This is a genomic window from Martelella mediterranea DSM 17316 (assembly GCF_002043005.1).
Lineage (GTDB): Bacteria > Pseudomonadota > Alphaproteobacteria > Rhizobiales > Rhizobiaceae > Martelella > Martelella mediterranea.
Genome location: NZ_CP020330.1, coordinates 3513229 through 3537367 on the forward strand (window position 1 = coordinate 3513229; position 24139 = coordinate 3537367).

At 62.6% G+C, this 24139-nt stretch carries 23 protein-coding genes and 1 pseudogene; 14 read left to right on the top strand and 10 right to left on the bottom strand.

Translation table 11 applies throughout. The features are described from left to right. Positions 1 to 9: 9 nt before the first annotated feature. The 4 genes and pseudogenes from Mame_RS16325 to Mame_RS16340 all read left to right on the top strand — a co-directional run bounded on the left by Mame_RS16325 (position 10) and on the right by Mame_RS16340 (position 4783). Complete coding sequence (locus Mame_RS16325; RefSeq protein WP_018064246.1) at positions 10 to 768, top strand: amino acid ABC transporter ATP-binding protein; 759 nt, start codon at positions 10 to 12, stop codon at positions 766 to 768. A gap of 52 nt (positions 769 to 820) precedes the next feature. Beyond that, positions 821 to 2854 (top strand): NADH:flavin oxidoreductase, encoded by a 2034-nt coding sequence (locus Mame_RS16330; protein ID WP_018064247.1) that lies wholly within the window; start codon positions 821 to 823, stop codon positions 2852 to 2854. Between the two features lie 112 nt (positions 2855 to 2966). Then, positions 2967 to 3086 (top strand): annotated as a pseudogene (locus Mame_RS27355) (NAD kinase); the annotation flags it as partial. 101 nt (positions 3087 to 3187) lie between these two features. Beyond that, the gene (locus Mame_RS16340; RefSeq protein WP_018064248.1) at positions 3188 to 4783 is read left to right on the top strand and encodes a hypothetical protein; all 1596 of its coding nucleotides are present in this window, start codon (positions 3188 to 3190) and stop codon (positions 4781 to 4783) included. 111 nt (positions 4784 to 4894) lie between these two features. Here Mame_RS16340 and Mame_RS16345 read toward each other — a convergent pair whose 3' ends face one another. After that, the gene (locus Mame_RS16345) at positions 4895 to 5488 is read right to left on the bottom strand and encodes an NUDIX domain-containing protein (RefSeq protein WP_018064249.1); all 594 of its coding nucleotides are present in this window, start codon (positions 5486 to 5488) and stop codon (positions 4895 to 4897) included. A gap of 97 nt (positions 5489 to 5585) precedes the next feature. Here Mame_RS16345 and Mame_RS16350 point away from each other — a divergent pair, with 97 nt between their 5' ends. Together Mame_RS16350 and Mame_RS16355 are read left to right on the top strand one after the other, a co-directional pair. Beyond that, positions 5586 to 6485 carry a 23S rRNA (adenine(2030)-N(6))-methyltransferase RlmJ gene (locus Mame_RS16350; RefSeq protein ID WP_018064250.1) on the top strand — a complete coding sequence of 300 codons (900 nt, stop codon included), beginning with the start codon at positions 5586 to 5588 and terminating at the stop codon, positions 6483 to 6485. Beyond that, the gene (locus Mame_RS16355) at positions 6482 to 7084 is read left to right on the top strand and encodes a glutathione S-transferase family protein (RefSeq protein ID WP_018064251.1); all 603 of its coding nucleotides are present in this window, start codon (positions 6482 to 6484) and stop codon (positions 7082 to 7084) included. Before Mame_RS16350 ends, Mame_RS16355 begins: the two co-directional genes overlap by 4 nt. Before the next feature lie 81 nt (positions 7085 to 7165). On the opposite strand, the gene Mame_RS16360 is transcribed toward Mame_RS16355, so the two are convergent. After that, positions 7166 to 7810, bottom strand: coding sequence for an outer membrane protein (locus Mame_RS16360; RefSeq protein WP_018064252.1), 645 nt, complete (start codon positions 7808 to 7810; stop codon positions 7166 to 7168). A gap of 300 nt (positions 7811 to 8110) precedes the next feature. Here Mame_RS16360 and Mame_RS16365 point away from each other — a divergent pair, with 300 nt between their 5' ends. The 6 genes from Mame_RS16365 to Mame_RS16390 all read left to right on the top strand — a co-directional run bounded on the left by Mame_RS16365 (position 8111) and on the right by Mame_RS16390 (position 13144). Continuing rightward, positions 8111 to 8872 (top strand): SDR family oxidoreductase, encoded by a 762-nt coding sequence (locus tag Mame_RS16365; protein WP_018064253.1) that lies wholly within the window; start codon positions 8111 to 8113, stop codon positions 8870 to 8872. Beyond that, complete coding sequence (gene uvrC / locus Mame_RS16370) at positions 8869 to 10884, top strand: excinuclease ABC subunit UvrC (protein ID WP_018064254.1); 2016 nt, start codon at positions 8869 to 8871, stop codon at positions 10882 to 10884. Before Mame_RS16365 ends, uvrC begins: the two co-directional genes overlap by 4 nt. 127 nt (positions 10885 to 11011) lie before the next feature. Next, positions 11012 to 11608, top strand: coding sequence for a CDP-diacylglycerol--glycerol-3-phosphate 3-phosphatidyltransferase (gene pgsA, locus Mame_RS16375; RefSeq protein WP_018064255.1), 597 nt, complete (start codon positions 11012 to 11014; stop codon positions 11606 to 11608). Continuing rightward, on the top strand, positions 11605 to 11859 hold the full coding sequence (moaD, locus tag Mame_RS16380) for a molybdopterin converting factor subunit 1 (RefSeq protein WP_018064256.1): 255 nt from the start codon (positions 11605 to 11607) through the stop codon (positions 11857 to 11859). The genes pgsA and moaD overlap by 4 nt, the downstream gene beginning before the upstream one ends. Positions 11860 to 11862: 3 nt before the next feature. Further along, positions 11863 to 12324 carry a molybdenum cofactor biosynthesis protein MoaE gene (locus tag Mame_RS16385; RefSeq protein ID WP_018064257.1) on the top strand — a complete coding sequence of 154 codons (462 nt, stop codon included), beginning with the start codon at positions 11863 to 11865 and terminating at the stop codon, positions 12322 to 12324. Positions 12325 to 12436: 112 nt separating this feature from the next. Further along, positions 12437 to 13144 (top strand): DJ-1/PfpI family protein, encoded by a 708-nt coding sequence (locus Mame_RS16390; RefSeq protein ID WP_018064258.1) that lies wholly within the window; start codon positions 12437 to 12439, stop codon positions 13142 to 13144. A gap of 55 nt (positions 13145 to 13199) precedes the next feature. Here the strand turns inward: Mame_RS16390 and ndk are convergent, their stop codons facing one another. Continuing rightward, complete coding sequence (gene ndk / locus Mame_RS16395; protein WP_026173380.1) at positions 13200 to 13622, bottom strand: nucleoside-diphosphate kinase; 423 nt, start codon at positions 13620 to 13622, stop codon at positions 13200 to 13202. Between the two features lie 97 nt (positions 13623 to 13719). Further along, on the bottom strand, positions 13720 to 14388 hold the full coding sequence (locus Mame_RS16400) for a glutathione S-transferase family protein (RefSeq protein WP_018064260.1): 669 nt from the start codon (positions 14386 to 14388) through the stop codon (positions 13720 to 13722). Positions 14389 to 14524: 136 nt separating this feature from the next. Between Mame_RS16400 and Mame_RS16405 the strand changes: the two genes are divergently transcribed. After that, entirely contained in the window at positions 14525 to 15037 is a 513-nt protein-coding gene (locus Mame_RS16405; RefSeq protein ID WP_018064261.1) for a DinB family protein, read from the top strand. A gap of 43 nt (positions 15038 to 15080) precedes the next feature. After that, on the top strand, positions 15081 to 16961 hold the full coding sequence (locus tag Mame_RS16410) for an ABC-F family ATP-binding cassette domain-containing protein (RefSeq protein ID WP_026173381.1): 1881 nt from the start codon (positions 15081 to 15083) through the stop codon (positions 16959 to 16961). A gap of 167 nt (positions 16962 to 17128) precedes the next feature. Here Mame_RS16410 and metF read toward each other — a convergent pair whose 3' ends face one another. The 6 genes from metF to serS form a co-directional block, all read right to left on the bottom strand. Then, positions 17129 to 18043 carry a methylenetetrahydrofolate reductase [NAD(P)H] gene (metF, locus tag Mame_RS16415; RefSeq protein WP_018064263.1) on the bottom strand — a complete coding sequence of 305 codons (915 nt, stop codon included), beginning with the start codon at positions 18041 to 18043 and terminating at the stop codon, positions 17129 to 17131. A gap of 4 nt (positions 18044 to 18047) precedes the next feature. Beyond that, entirely contained in the window at positions 18048 to 19052 is a 1005-nt protein-coding gene (locus Mame_RS16420; RefSeq protein ID WP_018064264.1) for an ArsR/SmtB family transcription factor, read from the bottom strand. Positions 19053 to 19492: 440 nt separating this feature from the next. Then, positions 19493 to 20857, bottom strand: a complete 1365-nt coding sequence (locus Mame_RS16430; RefSeq protein ID WP_018064265.1) for a LysM peptidoglycan-binding domain-containing protein — start codon at positions 20855 to 20857, stop codon at positions 19493 to 19495. Positions 20858 to 21113: 256 nt separating this feature from the next. Beyond that, entirely contained in the window at positions 21114 to 21767 is a 654-nt protein-coding gene (locus Mame_RS16435; protein WP_026173383.1) for a protein-L-isoaspartate(D-aspartate) O-methyltransferase, read from the bottom strand. A 16-nt stretch (positions 21768 to 21783) separates the two neighbouring features. Continuing rightward, positions 21784 to 22542, bottom strand: a complete 759-nt coding sequence (gene surE, locus Mame_RS16440) for a 5'/3'-nucleotidase SurE (protein ID WP_018064267.1) — start codon at positions 22540 to 22542, stop codon at positions 21784 to 21786. Positions 22543 to 22549: 7 nt separating this feature from the next. Continuing rightward, positions 22550 to 23833, bottom strand: a complete 1284-nt coding sequence (gene serS / locus Mame_RS16445; RefSeq protein WP_018064268.1) for a serine--tRNA ligase — start codon at positions 23831 to 23833, stop codon at positions 22550 to 22552. Positions 23834 to 24139 lie beyond the last annotated feature (306 nt).

Here is a 24139-nt window from a genome sequence, read left to right on the forward strand (position 1 = left end):
CTGTCTCACATGAATGCTGAAAACAGCTGGACCCCTGACCAACCGATCATCTCGATGCGCAATGTGCGCAAGTCCTTTGGCGATTTCGAAGTCCTCAAGGGCATCGATCTGGAAGTGAAGAAGGGCGAGGTCATCTGCATCATCGGGCCGTCGGGCTCGGGAAAATCCACCCTCATCCGCACCATCAACGGCCTTACCCCCGTAAACGCCGGCTCGGTTATGGTGGAAGGCCAGGAGGTGCATGATGAAAAGCTCGACAAGCTGGCCCTGCGCCGCAAGGTCGGAATGGTCTTCCAGCAATACAATCTGTTCCCGCATCGCACCGTTCTGCAGAACGTCATGATGGCCCCGGTGCTCGTGCTGCGCGAGAACAAGGCCGAGGTCGAAAAGCGCGCCCGCGCGCTTCTCGAGAAGGTGCAGCTGCGCGACAAGGAAGACGCCTATCCGCTGGAGCTCTCGGGCGGTCAGCAGCAGCGCGTGGCGATCGCCCGCAGCCTCTGCATGCGCCCCGACATCATGCTGTTTGACGAGGTCACCGCCGCGCTCGACCCGGAAACGGTCAACGAGGTGCTCTTCACCATTCGCGAACTGGCGGAGGAAGGCATGACCTGCGTGCTCGTGACCCACGAAATGGGCTTCGCCAAGGAAATTTCCGACCGGGTCTATTTCACGGATTCCGGCAGGATCGTCGAAAGCGGACCGCCAGCGGAACTGTTTGACGCGCCAAAGGATCCGCGGACACGGGAATTCCTGTCCAAGGTGCTCTGACGGTCGTCGACAAGACCGATCCTGGAGAAAACGCATCCGTGGGAGAATAGAGATGAGCGACCAGAACCGGGGCGCGAAGCGGGATCCGCTGCTTCAGCCGCTGACCATCAAGAAACTGACCCTGCGCAACCGCATCATGAGCACCGCGCATGCCTGCGGGCTGCAGAAGGACGGCTTTCCGCAAGAAGCCTATCAGGCCTATCACGAGGAAAAGGCCAAGGGCGGCATAGCGCTTTCAATGTTCGGCGGATCATCGAATGTCGATATCGACAGCCCGAACATCTTCCAGCAGCTCAATGTCGGCGTGGACGCAATCATCCCGCATCTGCAGCGCTTTTCCGAGCGCATGCACGCCCATGGCGCGGCGCTGATGTGCCAGATCACCCATCTGGGACGCCGGGGCGACCCTTACGCGCAGGACTGGCTGCCGGCCATCGGCCCGTCGCCGATCCGCGAAACCCTGCACCGCGCCATTCCGCGCGAAATGGACGAGCACGACATCAACCGCGTCGTCAAAGCCTATGGCCAGGCCGCGCGGCGCTGCGAGGAAGGCGGGCTGGACGGGATCGAGACCTTGGCATCCGGCCACATCATCGGCCAGTTCCTGTCGCCGAAGACCAACCACCGCACCGACCGCTTCGGCGGATCGCTCGACAATCGCATCCGCTTCGCGCTGATGGTGCATGACGAAATCCGCCGGAATGTCAGCGACGATTTCATCGTCGGCATGCGTTTCGTGGTCGACGAGGGCATCGATGGCGCGCTCTCGGCCGAGGAGTGCATCGCGGCGGCGCAGATCCTGCAGCGCGAAGGAGCCGTCGATTTCTTCAACGCGCTCTACGGCTCGATGGACACCGCCCGCGCGCTCTCGGAGGAGACCTTTCCCGGCATGGGATCCCCGGCCGCACCCTGGGTCAAGGCCGTGGGACATTTCAAGCGCGCGGTCGGACTGCCGGTGTTTCATGCCGCAAAACTCTCCGACATGGCATCGGCGCGGTTTGCCGTCTCCGAAGGCCATGTCGACATGGCGGGCCTCACCCGGCCGCAGATGACCGATCCGCACATGGTCGCCAAGCTGATGCGCGGCGAGGAAGAACGCATCCGCCCCTGTGTCGGCGCCGGCCACTGTCAATCGGCGCATCGTCCGCGCTGTCTGCACAATGCCGCGACCGGTCGGGAGCTGACCGTTGGTCACGACATCGCAAAGGCCGAGAAGCAGCGCGACGCGATCGTGATCGGCGCAGGTCCCGCGGGACTTGAAGCCGCCCGCGTGCTCGCCGAGCGCGGGCACAAGGTCAGGGTTTTCGAGGCCGCGCCGCAGCCGGGCGGACAGCTTCTGCTTGCCGCAAACGGCTGGCGGCGTGATCTCGTCGGCATCGTCGACTGGCGTCTTGCGGAACTCGAAATCCTCGGCGTTCAGATCGAATGCAACCGCTATATGGATGCGGCGGATATTCTGGAACTCGACGCCGATCTGGTGATTCTCGCAACCGGCGGCGTTCCCCAGACGGCATTCGGTCCCGGCGAGGAATTCGTCCTGAGCGCCTGGGATATTGTCGGCCGGCAGGTCAAGCCGCAGGGCGATGTTCTCGTCTGGGACAATACCGGCCGCCACCCGGCGCTGCTTGCCGCTCAGACGGCGATGAACGAGGGCGCGCGGGTGCAGCTTGCCACGATCGATACCAATATCGGACAAGATCTCGTCTATCCCGAGATCATCCGCTGGCACAAGGAATTCACCAAGGCAGGCTTGCGCGCCGATCCGCACCTGCGCCTCACCGAGGTCAGGAAAACCGGTAACCGGCTGGAAGCGGTCCTGATCAACGAACTCACCCACGAGAGCGAGGAACGCGTCGTCGATCAGGTTGTCGTCGAGATGGGCACGATCCCGATCGACGACGCCTTCGCGGAATTGCGCGGCCGCTCCGGCAATGACGGCGTCACCGATCTCCATGCGCTCAAGAACCTGGCGCCGCAGCCCATGGCCCGCGCGGGCTTCGAACTGCATCGCATCGGCGACGCCCAGGCCTCCCGCAACGTCCATGCGGCGATCTACGATGCCTTGAGGCTATGCTCTGTCTGCTAAGCCTCACGCGGAATTGGCGTTGCATTCGTTTTCAACATCAGTTCCAAACACCGGCCTGTTCATCGCCGCCCATTGCGGCATGATGATCGTCTTGGCGTCGCTGATTTCGCCGGAGGTCAAGCACGTGCTCCATGTCCGCATTGAGCAGGCCTCCGACGCCCGCGCCAAGGTGCTCTCCGATCCGAACCGCTCATGGTCGAAGCGCATTCTGGCGGAGCAGTTTTCGGACTGAACCCCGGCACCACTTGCGCGAGATCAACGACATCGGCCCTCAACCATGAACAACATCCAGCCTGGAAAGAGCCCCTTGGCAGTTCGAACATGGAGTGACCTATGTCTGGCAGCAAGAGAGTGCTCGTGGCCGTCTTGTCGCTTGTTGCGCTGGCGATCGTGTCGATTGCCATACTGGTCGGTTTCGAGATCAACCGGATCAAGGCGATCTTCGCCGCCAATGCGGAGTTGAAGGAAGAAGGGTATTACCTTTCGCCCTTTGAGTTCGAATTGCTGAGCGTTTCCTACTATCTCAACAACGGACATTATCTCGAAGGCATTTCACGTCTGAACGAGATTCATCACGTGATGACAACCCGCGACGGCCTGGTGAAGATTCCATCCTTTGCCGACCCGGCCGAAAAGCTGGATTTCTACCGGAGCCTTCAAAACCCCGAAACCGGCGCTTTTTATCCGAACAGCAGTGATCCGGTGGTCACCTATATCGGCGTGACGGCGAACATGATCAATCTGATAGAGACGCTGTCCCTGGAGGCCGGCGAGCCGTTTTCTCTAAAATACCCTTTGCGTTTTCTCGACGAGATCGACACTCCCGACCGGCTGACGGCCATGCTCGACGACGTGTCCCGTGTCGGCTGGATCGGGAGAAAGATCAAGCCGGCCTTCGTCAGCGCGATCGAGCTTCAGGATCTCATCGATCAGGATGAGCGGCTCGGCATCTATGGCTTCTCCGATGAGTTGAAGCATGCGTTCTATCGATGGTTCTATGACAATCAGAACCCCGACACCGGCCTGTGGGGGCCGCGTGACAGAAGCACCGGCGAGATGATCGACGGTGGCGATATCGGCGACAGCGGCAAGATCATCAAGATGTTCGTCGATGCCGACGGCAACAATATCCACCCCGACATGCCGCTGCGCTACACCGACCGCATATTCGCCTCGACCATTGCGGGGCTTTCCCGCCCGATGCCCGATACGGCCGACGGACGGCACCGCTGGATTCTCGACCAGGACCGCGGCTTCCGTTTCCTGACAAGATATGTCTGGAACAATGCGACGAAAACGGAAAAGGAGACGGTGCGCGCATTGCTCGAGCAATTCGTGACGACGCGCTTCGCCCTTTATTATCAGCCGCAGGAGGGCGCCTTCTCACTCTATCCCGACGCCGACCATGCCGACCTTGACGGCACGAGCGAGGCCGCCGGCATGCTTGACTATGCCGGCGAATTGTCGGCGGAGCGCCAGGCAGCTTTGTGGGGCGGCCCCGCCATGACCATTCGCGATCTCGAGCCGATGGCCGTCGACGCGCTCGATGATGAAGCGCTGGCGCCGATAGCCGCTTCCACCGGCATCGTGTCCGTACGATTTTATGCCGCGGAACCGTCGGGCAATTTCACCGAAACACCCCTGGCGATCCTTTATCCGCGCCCTCCGGTTGTGCGCGATACCGTCGACCTGATCCGCAGCATGCGCGAATGGCTCGACACCACATCACAGGAAATGGGGAACTGGGGCAGACGCGAGGCTATCGTCGGGCGGCTTGCGGCAACCCCGGTCAACCCGACGGCTCCCGTGCTTGCGGCAAGCGATGTCGCCATTGTCGACGCGCTTCTTAGCGAGCACATCTTTCTTGTCGCAATCGGTTTCGACACGTTGCAAGTACCGCGCGTTCAAATAGTCTACGAGAAAAACTAGCGCATTTCCGGTGAAAACCGGATCATCGAATTGCTCTATCTATTTGTTTTTACGCGCGTCCGGACGGAAAACCGGTATCCACTTTTCCTGGACGCGCTGGCGGCGTTTTTCTCACAGACCGAATACCGGCCTGTTCATCGCCGCCCATTGCAGCATGATGATCGTCTTGGCGTCGCTGATCTCGCCGGAGGTGACCATCGCCATTGCCTCGTCGAGGGTCAGCGTGACGATCTCGATATCCTCGTGCTCGTCGGCAAGACCGCCGCCATCCTCGAGCCGCATGCTGCTGTCGGCAACCGCCGCGAAGCAGTGGACCACCTCGGTGAGGATGCCCGGCGCGGAGATCATGGCGCTGATGGGGATAAGCGCGCCCACCGCATAGCCGGTTTCCTCCCGGGCCTCGCGGATCGCGGCTTCCTGAGGGGTTTCGCCATCGTCGATCAGTCCCGCCGCGGCCTCGAGCAGAAAGCCGTCGCGGCCGCCCATCGCAAACACCGGCACGCGGAACTGGCGCACCAGCACGAACCTGCCGAGATCGCGGTCATAGACCAGAACGGACGCTGCCTCCGGTCGCTCGCAGACCTCCCAGGACCGGTCGCTTTCGCGCCCCTTACTGTCGCGGTAGTGGAAAACATATTCGACGATCCGGCTCCAGCCTTCGAACAGCACGTTTTTCTGGAGGATTCGGGCGCGATCCGTGGTCATGGGAAATCCTTCTTGAAAGCAGGCGGGCGGTGAGCCGCTTGTAAAGCGATGGCGAGACTCTTAATACCATCCCGGCCAAAGGCAATGCGAGGACGCGATGAATTACCGCCATATCTACCACGCCGGCAATTTCGCCGACGTTCTGAAACACGCCGTGCTCGTCAATGTCATCCGCTATTTCGAGCGCAAGGAGGCCGCCTTCCGGGTGCTCGATACCCATGCGGGCATCGGCCAGTACGATCTTTCGAGCGGGGAAGCGGAAAAGACCGGAGAATGGCGGGACGGCATCGGCAGGCTGCTTGACGCCGATCTGCCCGAAAAGGTCGCGCCCCTGCTCCGGCCCTATCTCGATTGCGTGCGCGCGCTCAATCCGGATATGGGTCCGGTAATGGGCCCGAACGGCGGAATAAAATCCTATCCGGGCTCGCCCCGCCTTGCCCGCATGCTGCTGCGCAAGCAGGACCGGCTGTCGCTGATGGAGCTGCATCCCGCCGATTACGAGACCCTGCATGCCGCGTTCGACGGCGATTATCAGGTCCGCGCCACCCATCTCGACGGCTGGCTTGCGCTTGCCGGGCATCTGCCGCCGAAGGAGCGGCGCGGCATCGTGCTGGTCGATCCGCCCTTCGAGGAGCCGGGCGAATTCGATCGTCTCGCAGACGGTCTGGCGAAGGCCCACCGTCGGTTTGCGACCGGCACCTATCTGCTTTGGTATCCGATCAAGAAGGGCGCCCCGGTCGCCGCCTTCCATCAGAAACTGAAAGAACTGGCGATCCCGAAAATCCTCTGCGCGGAGCTTGTCGTCAGGAGTGAGCGCGACGCCGAGGGGCTTGCGGGCTCCGGCCTCGTCATCGTCAATCCGCCCTATACGCTGGCGGGGGAACTCGATATTCTGCTGCCCTATCTGAAGACCTGCCTGGCGCAGGACCGTTTCGCCCGCGCCGGAAGCTTCTGGATCGCCGGCGAGACCGCCCACGAGAAAGAAGACGGCCGATGAAACTGTTTTATGCCCCCGCCTCGCCCTTTTCCACCAAGGTGGTGATGGCGGCCCACCATCTTGGTATTGCGCTTGATCTCGTGCCCACGGCAACGCAGGACAATCCGGAGGACCTCCTCGTGGCCAACCCGCTCGGCAAGATCCCCACGCTGGTCACCGACGAGGGCGAGACTTTCTACGACAGCCGCACCATCATGCATTATCTGAACGCGATTGCCGGCGAGGATGCCCGGATCTATCCGCGCAACCCGGAAAAGCGCGCGGCGGTGGAACGCACCGAGGCGCTCAGCGACGGCATCTGCGACGCCGCCATCCTGGTGATCTACGAGACGCGGTTTCGCTCGCCGGAAACATGGCACCAGCCCTGGGTCGACCGCCAGTGGGACAAGGTGCGCCGCGGGCTCGATCATCTGGATGCCCATCCGCCGAAATTCGGCAAGCGGCTCAATGCCGGCCATTTCGCGCTTGCCAGCCTGCTCGGCTATCTGATGCTGCGCTTTCCCGGCCAGTGGGAAGAACATCGCGTCCGCCTCGTCAACTGGCCGGCGGCGTTCGAGGAGCGCTTTCCTGATTACGGCCGCCTGCGGCCGCAGGCATAATCAGCGGCTTGCCACGGCGGGTCAAAACGAAAAAGGCCCGCCTTGCGGCGAGCCTCCCCTGCATCAGGCGTTGTCGGGTTCTCAGAAGTGAACGCCGAGACCGACCTTGACGGTGTTTTCCTGAAAGCCGCGCTCATAGGTCGCGCCGTTCAGCTTGAAATCCTGCTTGCCGTAATCGGTGTAGCGGTATTCCAGGCGGGCGGAGATGTTTTCCGTGACCATGGCTTCGGCACCGGCACCGACAGTCCAGCCCCAGCCCATCTGCGTGTCCTTGTCGCCGGCCTGCTTGGCGACCAGCTTGGAACCTGCGAGACCGGCAGTGCCGTAGAGCAGAACCGGATCCATGGCGAAACCGACGCGGCCGCGCAGCGAGCCGTTGACGCCCTGTTCCATCTTCACGCTCGGGAACACGACTTCGCTCTGGTTCGAGGTGGCGAGGTCGGCTTCGACGCCGTAGACGATATTGCCGCTCTGCATGTTGTAGCCGCCGAACAGCGTGCCGCCCCAGCCATCGGCCTTGAAGTCGCCCTCGTCGAACGTACCCCAGTCCCAGTTGGCGGCGCCGCCGAGGTAGAAGCCGCTCCAGTTCGAAATCTTGGCCGGTTGCGCATAGCTGACCGGGCTCGGCTCATAAGGGGTGGAGACGATGGCGTCTGCGGCCTGTGCCGCGCCAGCGCCTACCAGTACCGCCATCGCGACGGCGGTCGTCGTTTTGATATTCCGCATCTTGTCTCTCCTTTTTGTGCTTCGCTATCGTATCTGCGCGTAAAGCACTTAAGAAATGAGATAGGCGCGATTAATTATGATATCAATGCTTTCGATAATCCCGTCATATATATCGTTAACAATGAATTTATACAAAAATAAACTGAGAAAGTCAGAGTTAATACATTATTTATATTTAAATCCGCCATATCGGTGCGTGGTCGCCGCTTTCGCCCCGCTCCGTAAGCGCGCCAACTTCCACTTGGTTGTTGCCGCGACAAGGCGATATAAGCTTCGCAACGCCGTCCAAAGGATCGATATATGCAGCAAAACCCGCGCTCCAGAACCGTTCTCGTCACCGGCGGAGCGAAAAGACTTGGCCGCGCCATTGTCGAGGGCATGGCCAATTACGGCTTCAATGTGGCAATCCATGCCAATCAGAGTATCGACGAGGCGGAATCGGCGGCGCAAGCACTGCGCGAAACCGGAATCGATGCGCGCGTTTTCCGGGCCGATCTTCTCGACGGCGACCAGACGGGCCGGTTGGTCGCGGCGGTGAACGATGCAATGGGGCCGGTCGATATCCTGGTCAACAACGCCTCGCTGTTCGAGGACGACGCGGCATCGCATTTTAGCGCCGATCGGTTCGACCGCCATTTCGCGATCCATGTGAAGGCGCCGCTGATCCTTTCGGAGCATTTCGCCAGACAGGCGGATGGCGGCCTGATCGTCAACATGATCGACCAGCGGGTCTGGGCGCTCACGCCGCGCTTCTTCAGCTACACGCTGTCCAAGAGCACGCTGTGGACCGCCACGCAGACCATGGCGCAGGCCTTCGCGCCGAACATCCGCGTCAACGCCATCGGCCCCGGCCCGACGCTGAAAAACATCCGCCAGAGCGACGAGGATTTTGAAAGCCAGATCGGAACGCTTATCTTAAGACGAGGACCGGCGCTTTCGGAATTCGCGGCGACGATTCGCTATCTTTACGAAACCCCCTCGATCACCGGCCAGATGATCGCGCTCGACGGCGGGCAGCACCTGGCCTGGGAAACACCGGACGTAACGGGTATCAATGAATGACACGCAACGCGCCTGATGGCGGCATTGTTTATGACGACAGAGATGACGACGACGGCCTGCCGGAGGTCGTCATACCGTCGGCCGACGCGATCCAGTGGAATGACGCGGCGAGTGAGCAGCACGCGCTGAAGGGCGCGGAACTGATCGCCGAATTCGTCAAGCGCCTGCCGAACGCGCCCGGCGTCTACCGCATGTTCAACGCCAATGGCGACGTGCTCTATGTCGGCAAGGCGCGGTCTCTGAAAAAGCGCGTCACCAATTATGCGCAAGGCCGCGGCCACTCCAACCGCATCACCCGCATGGTCGCGCAGACCGCCCATATGGAATTCGTCACCACAAGGACGGAAACCGAGGCGCTGCTGCTGGAAGCCAATCTGATCAAGAGGTTGCGGCCGCGCTTTAATGTTCTGCTGCGCGACGACAAGTCGTTTCCCTATATCCTGATCACCGGCGACCACGAGGCGCCAGCCCTGTTCAAGCATCGCGGCGCGCGCGCCCGCAAGGGCGATTATTACGGCCCCTTCGCGTCGGCCGGCGCGGTCGGGCGCACCATCAATGCCATGCAGCGCGCCTTCCTGATCCGCTCCTGCACCGACAGCGTCTATGAAAGCCGGACGCGCCCCTGCCTGCTCTACCAGATCAAGCGCTGCGCAGCCCCCTGCACCGGCGAGATATCGAAAGAGGATTATGCCGAACTGGTCGACGAGGCCCGCGCCTTCCTGTCGGGCAAGAGCAAGCAGGTCCATGCCGAGCTCGCCGAGGCGATGAACGCCGCCTCCGAAAACCTCGATTTCGAACGCGCCGCGATCTATCGCGACCGGTTGTCCGCGCTCTCGCATGTGCTCGGCCACCAGGGCGTCAACCCGGCCGGCATCGAGGAAGCGGACGTGTTCGCGATCCACAATGAGGGCGGGCTCTGCTGCATTCAGGTGTTTTTCTACCGCACCGGCCAGAACTGGGGCAATCGCGCCTATTTTCCGAAGGCCGATCCGTCGCTCACCGGCGCGGAAATCCTGAACGCCTTCCTGGCGCAGTTCTATGACGACAAGCCGATCCCGAGGAATATATTCCTGTCGGAAGAGATCGAGGAGCAGGCGCTGCTCGAACTGGCGCTTTCGGAGCGCGCCGAGCGCAAGGTCCAGATCACCGTGCCGAAGCGTGGGGAAAAGCGCGAGGCGGTCGAGCACGGCCTTGCCAATGCCCGCGAGGCCCATGGCCGCAAGCTTGCCGAAACCGCGACGCAATCGCGCCTGCTGGAAGGCTTCGCCGAAACCTTCGGCCTGCCCCAGCCGCCGCGCCGGATCGAGGTTTACGACAACTCCCACATCATGGGCACGAATGCGGTCGGCGGCATGATTGTCGCCGGCCCCGACGGCTTCGTGAAGGCGCAGTATCGCAAGTTCAACATCAAATCGACCGAGATCACCCCCGGCGACGATTTCGGCATGATGCGCGAGGTCATGACCCGCCGGTTTGCGCGGCTGATCAAGGAGCATGGCATTCCCGACCGATCCGTCGCGCCGGAAGGCGATGGCGACGCCCCCTTCCCGGCCTGGCCGGACGTGATCCTGATCGACGGCGGTCAGGGGCAGATGTCGGCGGTGCGCAAGATCCTCGAGGATCTCGGCATCACCGATGCGGTCACCGCGATCGGCGTCGCCAAGGGCGCCGACCGCGAGGCGGGCCGCGAGCGCTTCTTCATGGCGGGCCGGCCCGATTTCTCGCTGCCGCCGCGCGATCCGGTGCTTTATTTCATCCAGCGCCTGCGCGACGAGGCCCATCGCTTCGCGATCGGCTCCCACCGGGCGCGGCGCAAGAAGGAGATGGTCAGGAACCCGCTCGACGAGATCGCCGGCATCGGGCCCTCGCGCAAGCGCGCGCTGTTGCAGCATTTCGGCTCGGCCAAGGCGGTGTCGCGCGCGGGACTTTCCGATCTTGCCGGCGTCGACGGGATTTCCGAGGCGATGGCACGGCTGATCTACAACCATTTTCACGAGGGCGGCGGCAAATGACAGTCGGCTTTCGGAAATTCTGAAAACCTGTCACAGGTTTAATGCCGCGCCGCATTGACCGCGGGGTTGCATTGGAAGCATCTTGCGGCTGGGCGCGACCTCCCGCGCAAGCAGACGGAATGACGCGATGGCATCGAAAGCTTACAACCTACCCAACCTCCTGACCTATGGGCGCATTCTGGCGGTTCCGCTGATCGTGCTCTGCTTCTTCCTGGAAGGGAAGCTTTCAAGCTCCGATTTCGCCCGCTGGGCGGCCTTGTCGATCTTCACGCTGGCCTCACTCACCGATTTCCTCGACGGCTATCTCGCCCGCGCCTGGAACCAGACCTCCAATATCGGGCGCATGCTCGACCCGATCGCCGACAAGCTGCTGGTCTCCACCTGCCTTCTTCTGCTGGCCGCCGATGTCGAGCGCACGATTGCCGGCTGGTCGCTGTGGGCGGCGATCATCATCCTCTGCCGCGAGGTGCTGGTTTCGGGTCTGCGCGAATATCTGGCGGGTCTCAAGGTGTCGGTCCCGGTCACCCGCATCGCCAAGTGGAAGACCACCTTCCAGATGGTGGCGATCGGCCTGTTGCTGGCCGGCCCCGCCGGCGACAAGGTGATCCCCTACACCACCAATCTCGGCATCGTGCTGCTCTGGGTCGCCGCAGCGCTGACGATGTATACCGGCTATGACTATTTCCGCGCCGGGCTGAAACATGTCGTGGAGGCGGAGCGATGACCAGGCTTGTCTATTTTGCATGGGTGCGCGAGCGGATCGGGACCGGCGAGGAGGAACTGGATATTCCCGCCGAGGTAACGGACGTCGCCGGCCTGCTCGCCTTCCTGCAGGCGCGCGGCGACAATTATGCCGCCGCCCTTGCCGAACCGGAGGTGATCCGGGTCGCGCTCGACAAGTTCCACGCCGAGCACGACGCCCCGATCGCCGGCGCGCGCGAGATCGCGCTGTTTCCCCCGATGACGGGCGGGTGAGGCATGCAGGTCGTACCGAAGATCAGGATACAGGCTGAAACCTTTGATATCGCGGCGGAAATCGAAGACATCATCGGAGGCCGCCCGGATATCGGCGCGACGGTGAGCTTTACCGGTCACTGCCGCGACGAGGGCGGCAGGCTTGAGGCGCTGGAGCTCGAGCACTATCCCGGCATGGCCGAGGAGGAGATCGCCCGGATCGGCCAACAGGCGATCGACCGCTTCGGCCTGCTCGGCCTCACGGTGATCCATCGCTTCGGCCGCATGCTGCCCGGCGATCCGATCGTGGTGGTGATCGCCGCCGCCAGTCACCGCCATGCCGCCTTTGAGGGCGCATCCTTCGTCATGGATTTCCTGAAGACAGACGCGCCGTTCTGGAAAAAGGAACACCTGAAGGATGGCGGCTCCGGCGAATGGGTCAGCGCCCGCGAACAGGATGACCACGCCCGCGACCGCTGGCAATAAAACGGACACGATCTTGCTGTAGAAGCGCGATTGCAGGGCTTGCCCGGATTGTAAATCGCTCTATCCTGCTGATGACGTCTTTCAATCGATTTACCGCGCGACGAGGACCGCCATGCCCGCCAATGCCGCTTCCATAGATGTCGGCTTGATCATGTATCCTGGCCTGACCCAGCTGGATCTGTTCGGGCCCGCCGACGTTCTCAATCGCATGCCGGGCACGAACATCAAGTTCCTCTGGAAAAACCTCGATCCGGTGATCGTCGATCGCGGGCTGCGCGTGCTGCCCAACACCACCTTCGGCCAGTGCCGGAGCCTCGATATAGTCTGCGTTCCCGGCGGCCCCGGCCAGATCGCGCTGATGGATGACGACGAGACGCTGAATTTCCTGCGCCGGATCGCGCCCGGCTGCCGGCTGGTCACATCTGTTTGCACCGGTTCGCTGGTGCTGGGCGCGGCGGGCCTGCTGGACGGCTATCGCGCCACCTCGCACTGGACCTCGGTCGAGCAACTGGCGCTGTTCGGCGCCAAACCGGTGCATGAGCGCGTCGTCGTGGATCGAAACCGCATCACCGGCGCCGGCGTCACCTCCGGCATCGATTTCGCCTTGCGGGTGGTGGAGGACATGACCGACCGGGCCACCGCCCAGCAGATCCAGCTCCAGATGGAGTATGATCCCGAGCCGCCCTATCGCTGCGGCACACCGAAGACCGCGCCGCCGGAAATCGTCGACGCGGTGCGCGCCCGCCTCCACATGTTCCAATCCAGCCGCCGCTCCGCCAGCGAGCGCGCCGCCGAACGCCTCGCCGCGCGCAAGGGCTGACACAAAAAAACCCGCGGGCAAGCCGCGGGTTCTGAAAGTCGGTTCGACCGAGAAATCAGCCGACGATTTCGGTTTCGGAGAACCAGAAGGCGATTTCGCGCTTGGCGGTTTCCGGCGCGTCCGAGCCGTGCACCGAGTTTTCGCCCATGGACAGCGCGAAGGTCTTGCGGATCGTGCCCTCATCGGCCTTTTCCGGGTTGGTCGCGCCCATGATCTCGCGGTTCTTCAGAACGGCGTTTTCGCCTTCCAGAACCTGGACGATGGTCGGGCCCGAGCACATGAAATCGACGAGCTCGCCGAAGAACGGACGCTCCTTGTGCTCGGCGTAGAAGGCTTCCGCCTCGCGCTTTGCCATCCATACCCGCTTGGAGGCGACGACGCGAAGGCCGTTTTCCTCGAAGACCTTGGTGATCGCGCCGGTCAGGTTGCGCTTGGTGGCATCCGGCTTGATCATCGAAAAAGTGCGTTCAATCGCCATGTCGTCGTCCTTTGCGTTCATGAAATTTGGCCGGTGTATAAAGCGGTTTCGGCCAGAATGGAAGCAGGCGGACACGACGAATTTGTTCAGCCGTCGATTATGACGTTTCGGTGAAGCCCTGGCAGCGTTCGAACCAGTTCATCACCGGGTCATTGGCGTCAAGGATGTCCGGATTGCCGGTCTTGAACGCCCATTGCAGCGCGCCGAAGACGATGTAATCGGCAAACAGCGGCTCGCTGCCGCCGATAAAGGGCTGGCTCTTCAGCATCACCCTCAACGGCTTCAGCTTGTCGGCGAAAGCGGCGATTTCCGCCTCGCGACCGGTCGCGACCTCTTCGAGCGTCGACCCGAGACGGGCTTCCCGGCTTTCGCGGAAATAGGCCTGATCGACCGGGGACAGCATGTCGTGGATATGCTTGAGCGCGATCCGGGTGATGGCGGGATGCAGCGTCGACTGGGAATAGGCCTCGACGAAGCGCGCCATGCCGGCCCCGCCCTCGCCCTTGAACAGCGACGGCGCGTCCGGATAGGTCTGCTCCAGATAGAGCGCGATCGCGAAACTGTCGGCGATCAGCTTGTCGCCGTCCTTCAGGATCGGCACGGTTTTCGAAAACCCGTTCTCGAGCTTGGCGATCTCGGTGAAGCCGACGGGTTTTTCCTCAAAGTCCAGCCCCTTATGCCTGAGGGCCAGGATGATTTTCCAACAATGGGGGGAAAAGCGGATGTCGGGATCGGCGCCGCAAAGCGTGTAGAGAATTCGAACCATGAGAAACTCCTTCGTCGCGGTTGAAACGTTAGCACGTCATGCGGTGATGACGCATGAGACTTATTGCTGAAACCATCAAAATTTCTCGCTGGTGTACGGCCGGCACGGCGCTATTCTGCCGCAAAAGGAGAGCTAAATGTTACAGCACTACCGCCGTTTCGCCGCCTATAATGCCTGGGCCAACGCCCTTGTCTACGCCGCGGCGGCCGAACTGTCCGACGAGGAATATCGTCGCGATCTGGGCGCCTTCTTCCCGTCCGTCCACGCCACCCTCAATCACATCCTCTATGCAGACGGCGTGTGGATGACGCGGTTTGCGGGCAAAGACACCGGTCCGGTTCTGCTCGACACCATCCTGTTCGATGATTTCACGGCGTTGAGGGCGGCGCGCCAGGCGATGGACGAGAACATCATCGGCTTCATCGACGGGCTCGACAGCGTCGAAGGAACATTTTCCTATCAGCGCGGCAACCCACCCAAGACCTATACCGACCGGATCGGCACCACGCTTGCGCATTTCTTCAACCACCAGACTCACCACCGCGGCCAGGTCCACATGATGCTGACGGTGCTCGGGCAACCGTCGCTGGCATTGGACATGAACTACTTCCTGCGCACCCCCGAAGGAAGCGTGCTGCCGCAAGGCTGAAGAGCGCTTGCCAAGCGGTGCGGTTTCAGACAAAACCGCTGGCATGATCTCGATATCCGACCTTACCGTCCGCGTCGCCGGACGCCTGCTCATCGAAAACGCCTCCGTTTCCATCCCCGACGGGATGAAGGCGGGGCTTGTCGGGCGCAACGGCGCCGGCAAGTCGACGCTGTTTCGCGTTCTGACCGGCGCGCTTGCGCCCGAGACCGGCACGGTGTCGCTGCCCAAACGCGCGCGGATCGGCCAGGTGGCGCAGGAGGCGCCCGGCACGGAAGACCCGCTGATCGATATCGTGCTCGCCGCAGACAAGGAACGCGCCGCGCTGCTCGCCGAAGCCGAGACCGCGAAGGACCCCGATCGGATCGCCGAAATCCACACGCGGCTTGCCGATATCGATGCCCATTCGGCCGAAGCGCGCGCGGCCAGCATTCTCTCCGGCCTTGGCTTCGACGAAGCCGCCCAGAAGCGTCCCGCCTCTTCGTTTTCCGGCGGCTGGCGCATGCGCGTGGCGCTGGCTGCGGTGCTGTTTTCCGAGCCCGACCTGCTGCTGCTCGACGAGCCGACCAACTATCTCGATCTCGAGGGCACGCTCTGGCTGGAGGATTATATCCGCCGCTATCCCTACAGCGTGATCATCATCTCGCATGACCGCGATCTCCTGAACACCGCGGCCAACGCCATCGTCCATCTCGACCAGAAGAAGCTGACCTTCTATCGCGGCTCCTACGACCAGTTCGCCCGCCAGAAGGCGGCCCAGGACGAGCTGCAGATGAAGGCGCATGCCAAGAACGAGGCCCAGCGCAAGCACCTGCAAAGCTTCATCGACCGGTTCAAGGCCAAGGCTTCCAAGGCCCGCCAGGCGCAAAGCCGGGTCAAGGCGCTGGAGCGGATGGGCACGGTGTCTGCGGTAATCGAGGATCACGTGCAGGGCTTCTCCTTCCCGGCGCCGGAAAAGATACCCGCCTCCCCGATCGTCGCGATCGAGGACGGCGCTGTCGGCTATGCGCCGGGAAAGCCGATCCTGACCGGGCTCAACCTGCGCCTCGACAATGACGACCGGATCGCACTGCTTGGGGCCAACGGCAACGGCAAATCCACCTTCGCAAAGTTCATCTCCGGCCGGCTGAAGCCGGAAAGCGGAACGCTGAAGCTCGCCCCCGGTCTTCTCACCGGCTTCTTCGCCCAGCACCAGATCGATGACCTCGTGCCCGACGAAAGCGCGATCGCCCATGTGCGCAAGCTGATGCCGGCCGCCCCCGAACCGAAGGTGCGCGCCCGCGTCGCCCAGATGGGCCTTGCAACGGAAAAGATGGATACGCCGGCCCGCGACCTTTCCGGCGGCGAGAAGGCGCGGCTCCTGATGGGCCTTGCCGCCTTCCACGCGCCCAACCTGCTGATCCTCGACGAGCCCACCAACCATCTTGATATCGACAGCCGCAACGCGCTGATCCAGGCGCTGAACGATTATCCCGGCGCCGTGATCCTGATCTCGCATGACCGCCATCTGATCGAGGCCACCGTCGACCGGCTGTGGCTGGTCCATGACGGCACGGTGAAGAATTATGACGGCGATCTCGAGGATTACCGCGAGCTGATCATCTCCGGCGGCAAGCCGAAGGCAACGAAGATGCCGGTCGAGGATACGCGTTCGAAGGCCGAACAGCGCCGAAGCGCCGCCGACCGGCGCGCCTCGATGGCGCCGCTGAAGAAGCAGATCGATCAGGCCGAGAAGAAGACCGCGAAGATCGAGGCGATCATCGCCAGGCTCGATGCCGATCTGGCCAACCCGAAGCTCTATACTCAGTCGCCTGAAAAGGCGAAGGTGATGATCCAGGCGCGCGCGAACGCCGCGGCGGAGCTTTCCAAAATCGAGGAAGAATGGCTGGCGCTGTCGGCGAAATACGAGGCCGGCATGGCTGACTGATCGTCGGTCGCGGAAGCATTGCCGGTGAAGACTAGAGCAGTTTCACGGAAACGCGAAACTGCTCGATCTCTTTGGTTTGGCGCATTTTCGCGGACGTCAGGTATTCCCATCTGACTGCGAAATGCTCAGGGTCACCGGCATCTGTCCGAGGACGTGTCACCCGGCTGCTATCCAGTGCGCCCCAGCATCTTTTCATCCGATGCGCTTTCGGCCGGTTTGATGCCGAGGCGGTCGAACACCGCGATCAGGAGCTTGGAGCGGTTCATCGTGTAGAAATGGAACTCGGAGATGCCGCGCTTCTGCAGATCGAGCACCTGCTCGGCGGCGATATCGGCTGCAACTTCGAAATGCGCCGCAGGATCATCGACAAGGTTTCCGAGCCGCTTTTCGAGGAAATCCGGAATGCTCGCACCGCACATCGCCGCAAAACGCTTGAGCTGATTGAGGTTCTGAACCGGCATGATGCCGGGCAGGACCGGGATCGTCACCCCTGCCCTGCGCACATCGTTCAGGTAGTCCTCGAACACGTCATTGTCGAAGAAAAACTGGGTCAGGGCGCGGTCGGCGCCGTTATCGGCCTTGGCCTTGAGCATGGCGATATCGGCGGCGCGGTCGGCGCTTTCGGGATGTTTTTCGGGATAGGCGGAAACCGAGATATCGAAATCGTCGATCGCCTTCAGTCCGGCCACCAGCGCGGCGGCATTCGCGTAGCCGCCGGGATGCGGGCGATAGGCCGTGCCCACGCCATCCGGCGCGTCGCCGCGCAGGGCGACGAAGCGTTTCACGCCGGCATCGCGGAACCGGCGGATTACGTTATCGACCTCGCTGCTGGTGGCCTTGACCACCGTCAGGTGCGAGGCGGTGACGAGATCGGTTTCATCGATCAGGCGCTTGACGGCGTCGAAGGTCGGGGCCTGGCTGGATGCGCCGGCGCCATAGGTGACGGAAACGAAGGCGGGACCGTAGGCCGAGAGCGCCTCCACCGCCCGCCACCAGCCGGCGGCGGCGTCCTCGCTCTTGGGCGGAAAAAATTCGAACGAATACTCGATCGGCCGCGTCAGCGCGCCGGTTCCATCGGTCATTGCCTCAGACACTCCTCGCAAAAGTCTTTTCATTGCCGCCGGCCACCAGCCGGCGGGGATCGCGCGCAAGCCACACCGTCACCGTCAGGGACGGTTCGCTTGCGGCCGCGAACGGAAGATCAATCACCTTTTCCACGTCAAGACCGGCTTCCTGCATCCAGTCTTCCATCGCCTGATGGGAAAAGCCGAGACGCAGATGCGCATGGTCGGCGCGCAGATATTCCAGGTCATGCGGCGCGAAATCGATCACCGCCAGCCGTCCGCCCGGCCGCATCACGCGCGCGGCCTCCGCGATCGCGGCATCGGGGTTTTCGAGGAAATGCAGCACCTGATGGATGATCACCAGATCGAAATCCTCGCTTTCAAGCGGCAGGTTTAGAATATCACCGAGCCGGACGACCGCGCGGGTCAGCCCCTCGGCATCGAGATTGGCGCGGGCGACGGCCAGCATGTCGCGGCTGGCATCGATGCCGACGGCGCGGCGATAGACATCCTTCAGCAACAGCAGCATGCGCCCTGTGCCCGTGCCGAGATCGAGCATGTTCTGCACCGGCTTGTCGCCGATCAGGCTGACGAGGCATTCTTCCACCTCGGCCTCGGAAATGTGAAGGCGGCGCATCTGGTCCCACTCGCCGGCATGCTGGGCGAAATAGGCCTCCGCCTTTTCCGCCCGCGCCTGCTTGACTGCCGCAAGGCGGGCGACGTCGCGCTCCAGCGCCGAATCCTCCAGCGATGCATGGGCGAGAATCTGGCGCACGAGGCGCGCGGGCGGACCTTCGTCGCGAAGCCGGAAATAGGCCCACGCCCCCTCCTGATAACGATCGATCAGGCCAGCTTCGGAAAGCAGTTTCAGGTGGCGCGAGATGCGCGGCTGCGACTGGCCGAGAATGTCGGTAAGATCCGAAACCGTGAGGTCGCCCGCCGAAAGCAGCGCAATCAGCCTGAGCCGCGTGGGCTCGCCCACCGCCTTCAGCACCTCCACCATGGTCTCCAAATCGAATTTCGCCATCTACCGACTTTCATCAAGATATAAAGATATCTTTATATAGATTGCGAGATTTTCGCAAGCCCGCTGATGAAGCATGGTACAATAGCAGAGCGGTGCTGCCCACCATCGCGACGTGGCGTAAGCGAAACAGCGAACCTGATCAGCCGCAAATAAGGCAAGAAAAACACGGCGCCGTTCGGCACCGCCAGTTTTCTGATAAACGCCTCGCCACATTCCGCGTCATCCTCGGGCTAGACCCGAGGATCCAGGCAGCCCGGCAGGGGCTTGCCATAAATCTTCGCAAATTCAGTGACTTAATCCGCCTGGATGCTCGGATCAAGTCCGAGCATGACCCAAGACGAGGGGCCGGTGACCAATGATGGTCAAAGCCGCAGCTTTGCCTGCAGTCTGACGACGGCGTTCAGTGCCGTGCAGCTGTCTCGCAATTCAATGTCGGCTTATCAGCCGTTGAGGAACGGCATCGGGTCGACGGCGGTGGTGTTGTCGCGGACCTCGAAGTGGACCATGGGGCGCTGCGCCTTGCCGCTCATGCCGGAGGTGGCGATGGTCTGGCCGCGCTGGACGCTGTCGCCGCGCTTGACCTTCAGCTCCTCGGCATAGCCGTAGACAGTCACCCGGCCATCGTCATGGCGGATCAGGATCGCATTGCCATAATCGGAGAGCCCATCATCGGCATAGACCACGACGCCGTTTTCGGCCGCCTTGATCGGCGTGCCCTGCGGAACCGAGATATCGATGCCCTCGCTGATATCGTCGCCATAGGGCTGGCCGAAGCCGACGACCACCGCGCCCTTGACGGGCCAGCGATAGGTGGCGATGCCCGTGCCTTCCGGCACGTCCTCGCCCGCGTCGGTTCTCACGGCAACCTCTTCCACGACGGCCGCCGTTTCGGCGGCCGGCGGCTGGTAGGGCTTGGGGCTGTCGGCGGTCTGAGCGGTCTTGTTGACCGGCGTGGTCGGCGCTGCGACGGCGGTCTGCACCGGGGCCGTCGGCTGGGCCGGCGCGCCCTGGCTCGGAATGACGAGCTTCTGGCCGATGCGGATATTGGCCGAGGTCAGCCCGTTGGCCGCCTTCAGCGCATCGACCGTGACGCCATAGGATTTCGCGATCGTGTAGAGGCTGTCGCCGCTCTTGACGGAATAGGTATTGCCGTCGCCGCTCTCGCCGTTGCGAGCGGCGGAAGCCGTGCTGGTCGCCTCCACGCTCTGACGCTCGCGAACGCCCGCCGTTCCCGGCAGAACAGCGACGCGCTGATCGGGCGTATCGGAGGGAATTTGCGTCGGCGCTGCCGGCGGCAGGCCCTGGCTCTGGCTCGCCGACTTGGCAACCGATGGCTGGCTGGAGACGACCGGAACGACCAGAACCTGGCCCGGACGCACCTGCGAGGCGCTGGTGAGCCCGTTGAGGCGCAGAAGGTCCTGCTCGCTGACGCCGTTGCGGCTGGCAAAGGCCGCGAGCGATTCGTCCGAGCGCATCATCACGCGGCGCGTCGCCACATCCTGGGTGCTGGAAGGAAGCGTGCTCGGTTGACCGACGACGGCCGGCTGCGGCGCGGGATTGGCCGGCTGCGCAAGCGCCGCCGTTTGCGTTGGCGCTGCCGGCGGCGGCAGCGTGTTGCTCTGCACCGTCACCGGCGTGGTCGCCATGCGGGCGCCCGAACCGGCTGTGGTCGCGGTATTGATCGGCTGGTTGCTGTAAACGGCCTGGCCGGAGGAAGCGGATGGCAGACCCTGATATCCGCCGCCGCCGACATTGGCGGGCGGCACGAGCTGCTGATATTGCGGCACGACCGAGCCGGTGGTCATCGTGTCCGGCCCATTGCTGAGGCGGGAAGTTTCAGAACTGCATCCGGCGGCCAATATGGCCAGCGACGAAACGAGCAGTACGCCTTGTGTTGCTTTGCCGACTTCCGGCAGCCCAGAAATACGCATGAACCGACCCTGTACGCTTGAACTCTTTACTGCACCGGTTTTAACCACATCAGAGTTACCGCACGGTTAAAGCCGACGGTGAAGCGCGAAATTCAGGGACGAAAAGTCCGGTCAGCCGGAAAATGAAGCGTTACAGGGCCTTTGAAAGTCCGCGTTCGGCGGCGATATAGGGAACCTCGAACAGGTCCTGACGTTCGAACCGGCTTCCGATCCGCGTCATGCGCACCATCAGCGGCCGCGCGCCCTCACGGATCAGCGGCGCCATGATGACGCCGTTGGAGACAAGCTGCTCGACGCGCGCGCGCGGAATTTCCGGCACCGCCACGGTATAGAGGATACGGTCGAAAGTGCCCTCGCCGCTCATGCCTTCGCGGCCATCGGCCTGGCGCACGACAACCCTTTGCAGCGAAAGTTCGGAAAGACGCCTTCGCGCGAGATCGGCAAGGGTGCGATAGCGTTCCACTGTCAGCACCCGCTCGGCGATGCGGCCCATGATCGCGGCGGTATAGCCCGAGCCGGTGCCGACTTCGAGCACGCGCTGGCCGGGCTTCACCTTGAGGATATCGATCAGGCGGATGGCGAGATCGGCGCTTTCCATGAACGCCCCGCATTCGATCGGCACCGATCGGCCGCTATAGGCATAGGGCGAAAGATGCGAGGGCGTGAACAGCGAGCGCGGCGTTGCCTCGACCGCCGACAACAGGTCAAGATTGGTGACGCCGCCAGCGCGAAGGCGCATGACAAGCGCCGCAAACCCTTCCCGTTCCTGAAGCTTCGTCGCCACCGCCATCCCTTTCAAATCAGCCGAGCGCCGCCTTGATCCTGTCGCGAACCGCATGGTCGGTCAAGTCGAGCTTCAGCGGCGTGACCGAGAGATAATTCTCGCCGACCGCCTGCAGATCGCTGTCGTCGGCGAACGCGCTGAGGCGCTCGCGGAAGGTCAGCCAGTAATAGGGAAGCCCGCGGCCATCGGACCGCTTGTCGACTGAAAGGCCCGATTCGAGCTTGCCCTGCGCGGTCACCCGGACACCCTTGACCTCGTCCGGCGTACAGCACGGGAAATTGACGTTCAGGAACGTGCCCTCGGGAAGGTCGAGCGTCAGCAGCTTGTCGATCAACGCCGGGGCATGGCGCTCCGCCACCTCCCACGGGAAATAGCGCCTCCCATCGTCGTAATTGCCGGTCTGGCTGAGCGCGATCGAGCGGACGCCCTGCATCGTGCCCTCGATCGCCGCGGCGATCGTGCCGGAATAGGTGACGTCGTCGGCCATATTGGCGCCGGAGTTGATGCCGGAGAGGATCAGGTCCGGCGGCTCGGGCAGCACCTCGCGCACGGCCATGATCACGCAGTCCGTCGGCGTACCGCGCAGCGCATATTTCTTCTCGCCCATCTGTCGCAGCCGCAAGGGCTCCGAGAGCGTCAGCGAATGGGCAAGGCCGCTCTGGTCGGTCTCCGGCGCCACCGTCCAGACGTCGTCGGAAAGCTGGGCGGCAAGGGATTGCAGCACGGCAAGGCCGGGGCCGTGAATGCCATCGTCATTGGTCAGCAGAATGCGCATGTCGATCTCACTTCGCCTTCTCGATGCGGGTCATGCCGCCCATATAGGGCACCAGTGCCTCCGGAACCGTGACGGAACCATCTTCATTGAGATAATTCTCGACGACGGCGATCAGCGCGCGGCCGACGGCGACGCCGGAGCCGTTCAGCGTATGCACGAAGCGGGTCTGCTTCTCCTCCTTGGCGCGATAGCGCGCATTCATGCGCCGGGCCTGGAAATCGCCGCAGACCGAGCAGGACGAGATTTCGCGATAGGTATCCTGCCCCGGCAGCCAGACCTCGATGTCATAGGTCTTGCGCGCCGAAAAACCCATATCGCCGGTCGAAAGCGCCATGACGCGATAATGCAGGCCGAGCTTCTTCAGCACATCCTCGGCCGCCGCCGTCATCCGCTCCAGCTCATCGAGCGAACTGTCGGCATCGGTGATCGAGACCATTTCGCATTTCAGGAACTGATGCTGGCGCAACATGCCGCGGGTGTCGCGACCGGCGGAACCCGCCTCCGAGCGGAAGCAATAGGTGAGCGCCGAATAGCGCAGCGGCAGTTCCTCCGCCGGCAGGATCTCGCCCGCCACCAGATTGGTGAGCGGCACCTCCGCCGTCGGGATCATCCAGCGATCCTCCGAGGCCTTGAACAGGTCCTCGGAAAATTTCGGCAACTGCCCAGTCCCGAACAGCGCCTCGTCGCGCACCAGAAGCGGCGGGCTGACTTCGAGGTAGCCGTGCTCGCTGGTGTGCATGTCGATCATGAACTGACCGAGCGCCCGCTCCAGCCTCGCGAATGCGCCGGTCAGCACCGTGAAGCGCGAGCCCGACAGCTTCGCCGCCCGTTCGAAATCCATGCCGCCGAGCGCCTCGCCGATTTCGAAATGTTCCTTCGCAGGATGGTTCCAGCCGGGTTTCTGGCCCCATTGGCGGATTTCGACATTGGCGTCCTCGTCAGCGCCGACCGGCACATCGTCGAGCGGCACGTTGGGGACGCCGGCAAGAAGATCGTCCAGCGCCGCGGTCGCCGCGCGCTCCTCGGCTTCCAGCGTCGGCATCGCGGTCTTGATTTCCGAAACCTCGGCCTTCAGCTTTTCGGCAAGCTCCGTATCTTTCTTGCCCATCGCGATGCCGATTTCCTTCGACGCGGCGTTGCGGCGGGACTGCATTTCCTGGAGGCGCTGCACGACGGAGCGGCGCTTCTCATCCAGATCGATGATTTCTGCGGCAAGCGGCCTGGCGCCGCGCGCGGCCAGCGCCTTGTCGAGCGCCTCCGGGTTTTCGCGAATCCATTTGATATCGAGCATGATGAAGCTTCCAGAAAAGTAAAAGGGTCGCCGGTCGATTTACCGGCGGCCCTCTTGTGCCCAACTCATGCCGAAAGCGCAAGTGGAAGGCCGAGAGCGCATCCGCGAAAATGGCCCATTGTGAAGCGGATCGACAGACCAACGACATCAGGGCGTTCGAACCAACCCGGCCGCTTTCCTTTTCGCGCGGAACCTGGAACCTGCCGGTAATTCTTAGCGGAGTGACAGCAAGCGAAGACATAACCTTTTCATATACACCCCGTAAAATATCGACTTTGACACTTATACCTCAAGCTTATTACCTAT

Coding starts and splice junctions, on each gene's coding strand:
- Mame_RS16325 (WP_018064246.1), top strand. CDS start 10: ATGAATGCTGAAAACAGCTGGACCCCTGACCAACCGATCATCTCGATG.
- Mame_RS16330 (WP_018064247.1), top strand. CDS start 821: ATGAGCGACCAGAACCGGGGCGCGAAGCGGGATCCGCTGCTTCAGCCG.
- Mame_RS16340 (WP_018064248.1), top strand. CDS start 3,188: ATGTCTGGCAGCAAGAGAGTGCTCGTGGCCGTCTTGTCGCTTGTTGCG.
- Mame_RS16345 (WP_018064249.1), bottom strand. CDS start 5,488: ATGACCACGGATCGCGCCCGAATCCTCCAGAAAAACGTGCTGTTCGAA.
- Mame_RS16350 (WP_018064250.1), top strand. CDS start 5,586: ATGAATTACCGCCATATCTACCACGCCGGCAATTTCGCCGACGTTCTG.
- Mame_RS16355 (WP_018064251.1), top strand. CDS start 6,482: ATGAAACTGTTTTATGCCCCCGCCTCGCCCTTTTCCACCAAGGTGGTG.
- Mame_RS16360 (WP_018064252.1), bottom strand. CDS start 7,810: ATGCGGAATATCAAAACGACGACCGCCGTCGCGATGGCGGTACTGGTA.
- Mame_RS16365 (WP_018064253.1), top strand. CDS start 8,111: ATGCAGCAAAACCCGCGCTCCAGAACCGTTCTCGTCACCGGCGGAGCG.
- uvrC (WP_018064254.1), top strand. CDS start 8,869: ATGACACGCAACGCGCCTGATGGCGGCATTGTTTATGACGACAGAGAT.
- pgsA (WP_018064255.1), top strand. CDS start 11,012: ATGGCATCGAAAGCTTACAACCTACCCAACCTCCTGACCTATGGGCGC.
- moaD (WP_018064256.1), top strand. CDS start 11,605: ATGACCAGGCTTGTCTATTTTGCATGGGTGCGCGAGCGGATCGGGACC.
- Mame_RS16385 (WP_018064257.1), top strand. CDS start 11,863: ATGCAGGTCGTACCGAAGATCAGGATACAGGCTGAAACCTTTGATATC.
- Mame_RS16390 (WP_018064258.1), top strand. CDS start 12,437: ATGCCCGCCAATGCCGCTTCCATAGATGTCGGCTTGATCATGTATCCT.
- ndk (WP_026173380.1), bottom strand. CDS start 13,622: ATGGCGATTGAACGCACTTTTTCGATGATCAAGCCGGATGCCACCAAG.
- Mame_RS16400 (WP_018064260.1), bottom strand. CDS start 14,388: ATGGTTCGAATTCTCTACACGCTTTGCGGCGCCGATCCCGACATCCGC.
- Mame_RS16405 (WP_018064261.1), top strand. CDS start 14,525: ATGTTACAGCACTACCGCCGTTTCGCCGCCTATAATGCCTGGGCCAAC.
- Mame_RS16410 (WP_026173381.1), top strand. CDS start 15,081: ATGATCTCGATATCCGACCTTACCGTCCGCGTCGCCGGACGCCTGCTC.
- metF (WP_018064263.1), bottom strand. CDS start 18,043: ATGACCGATGGAACCGGCGCGCTGACGCGGCCGATCGAGTATTCGTTC.
- Mame_RS16420 (WP_018064264.1), bottom strand. CDS start 19,052: ATGGCGAAATTCGATTTGGAGACCATGGTGGAGGTGCTGAAGGCGGTG.
- Mame_RS16430 (WP_018064265.1), bottom strand. CDS start 20,857: ATGACCACCGGCTCGGTCGTGCCGCAATATCAGCAGCTCGTGCCGCCC.
- surE (WP_018064267.1), bottom strand. CDS start 22,542: ATGCGCATTCTGCTGACCAATGACGATGGCATTCACGGCCCCGGCCTT.
- serS (WP_018064268.1), bottom strand. CDS start 23,833: ATGCTCGATATCAAATGGATTCGCGAAAACCCGGAGGCGCTCGACAAG.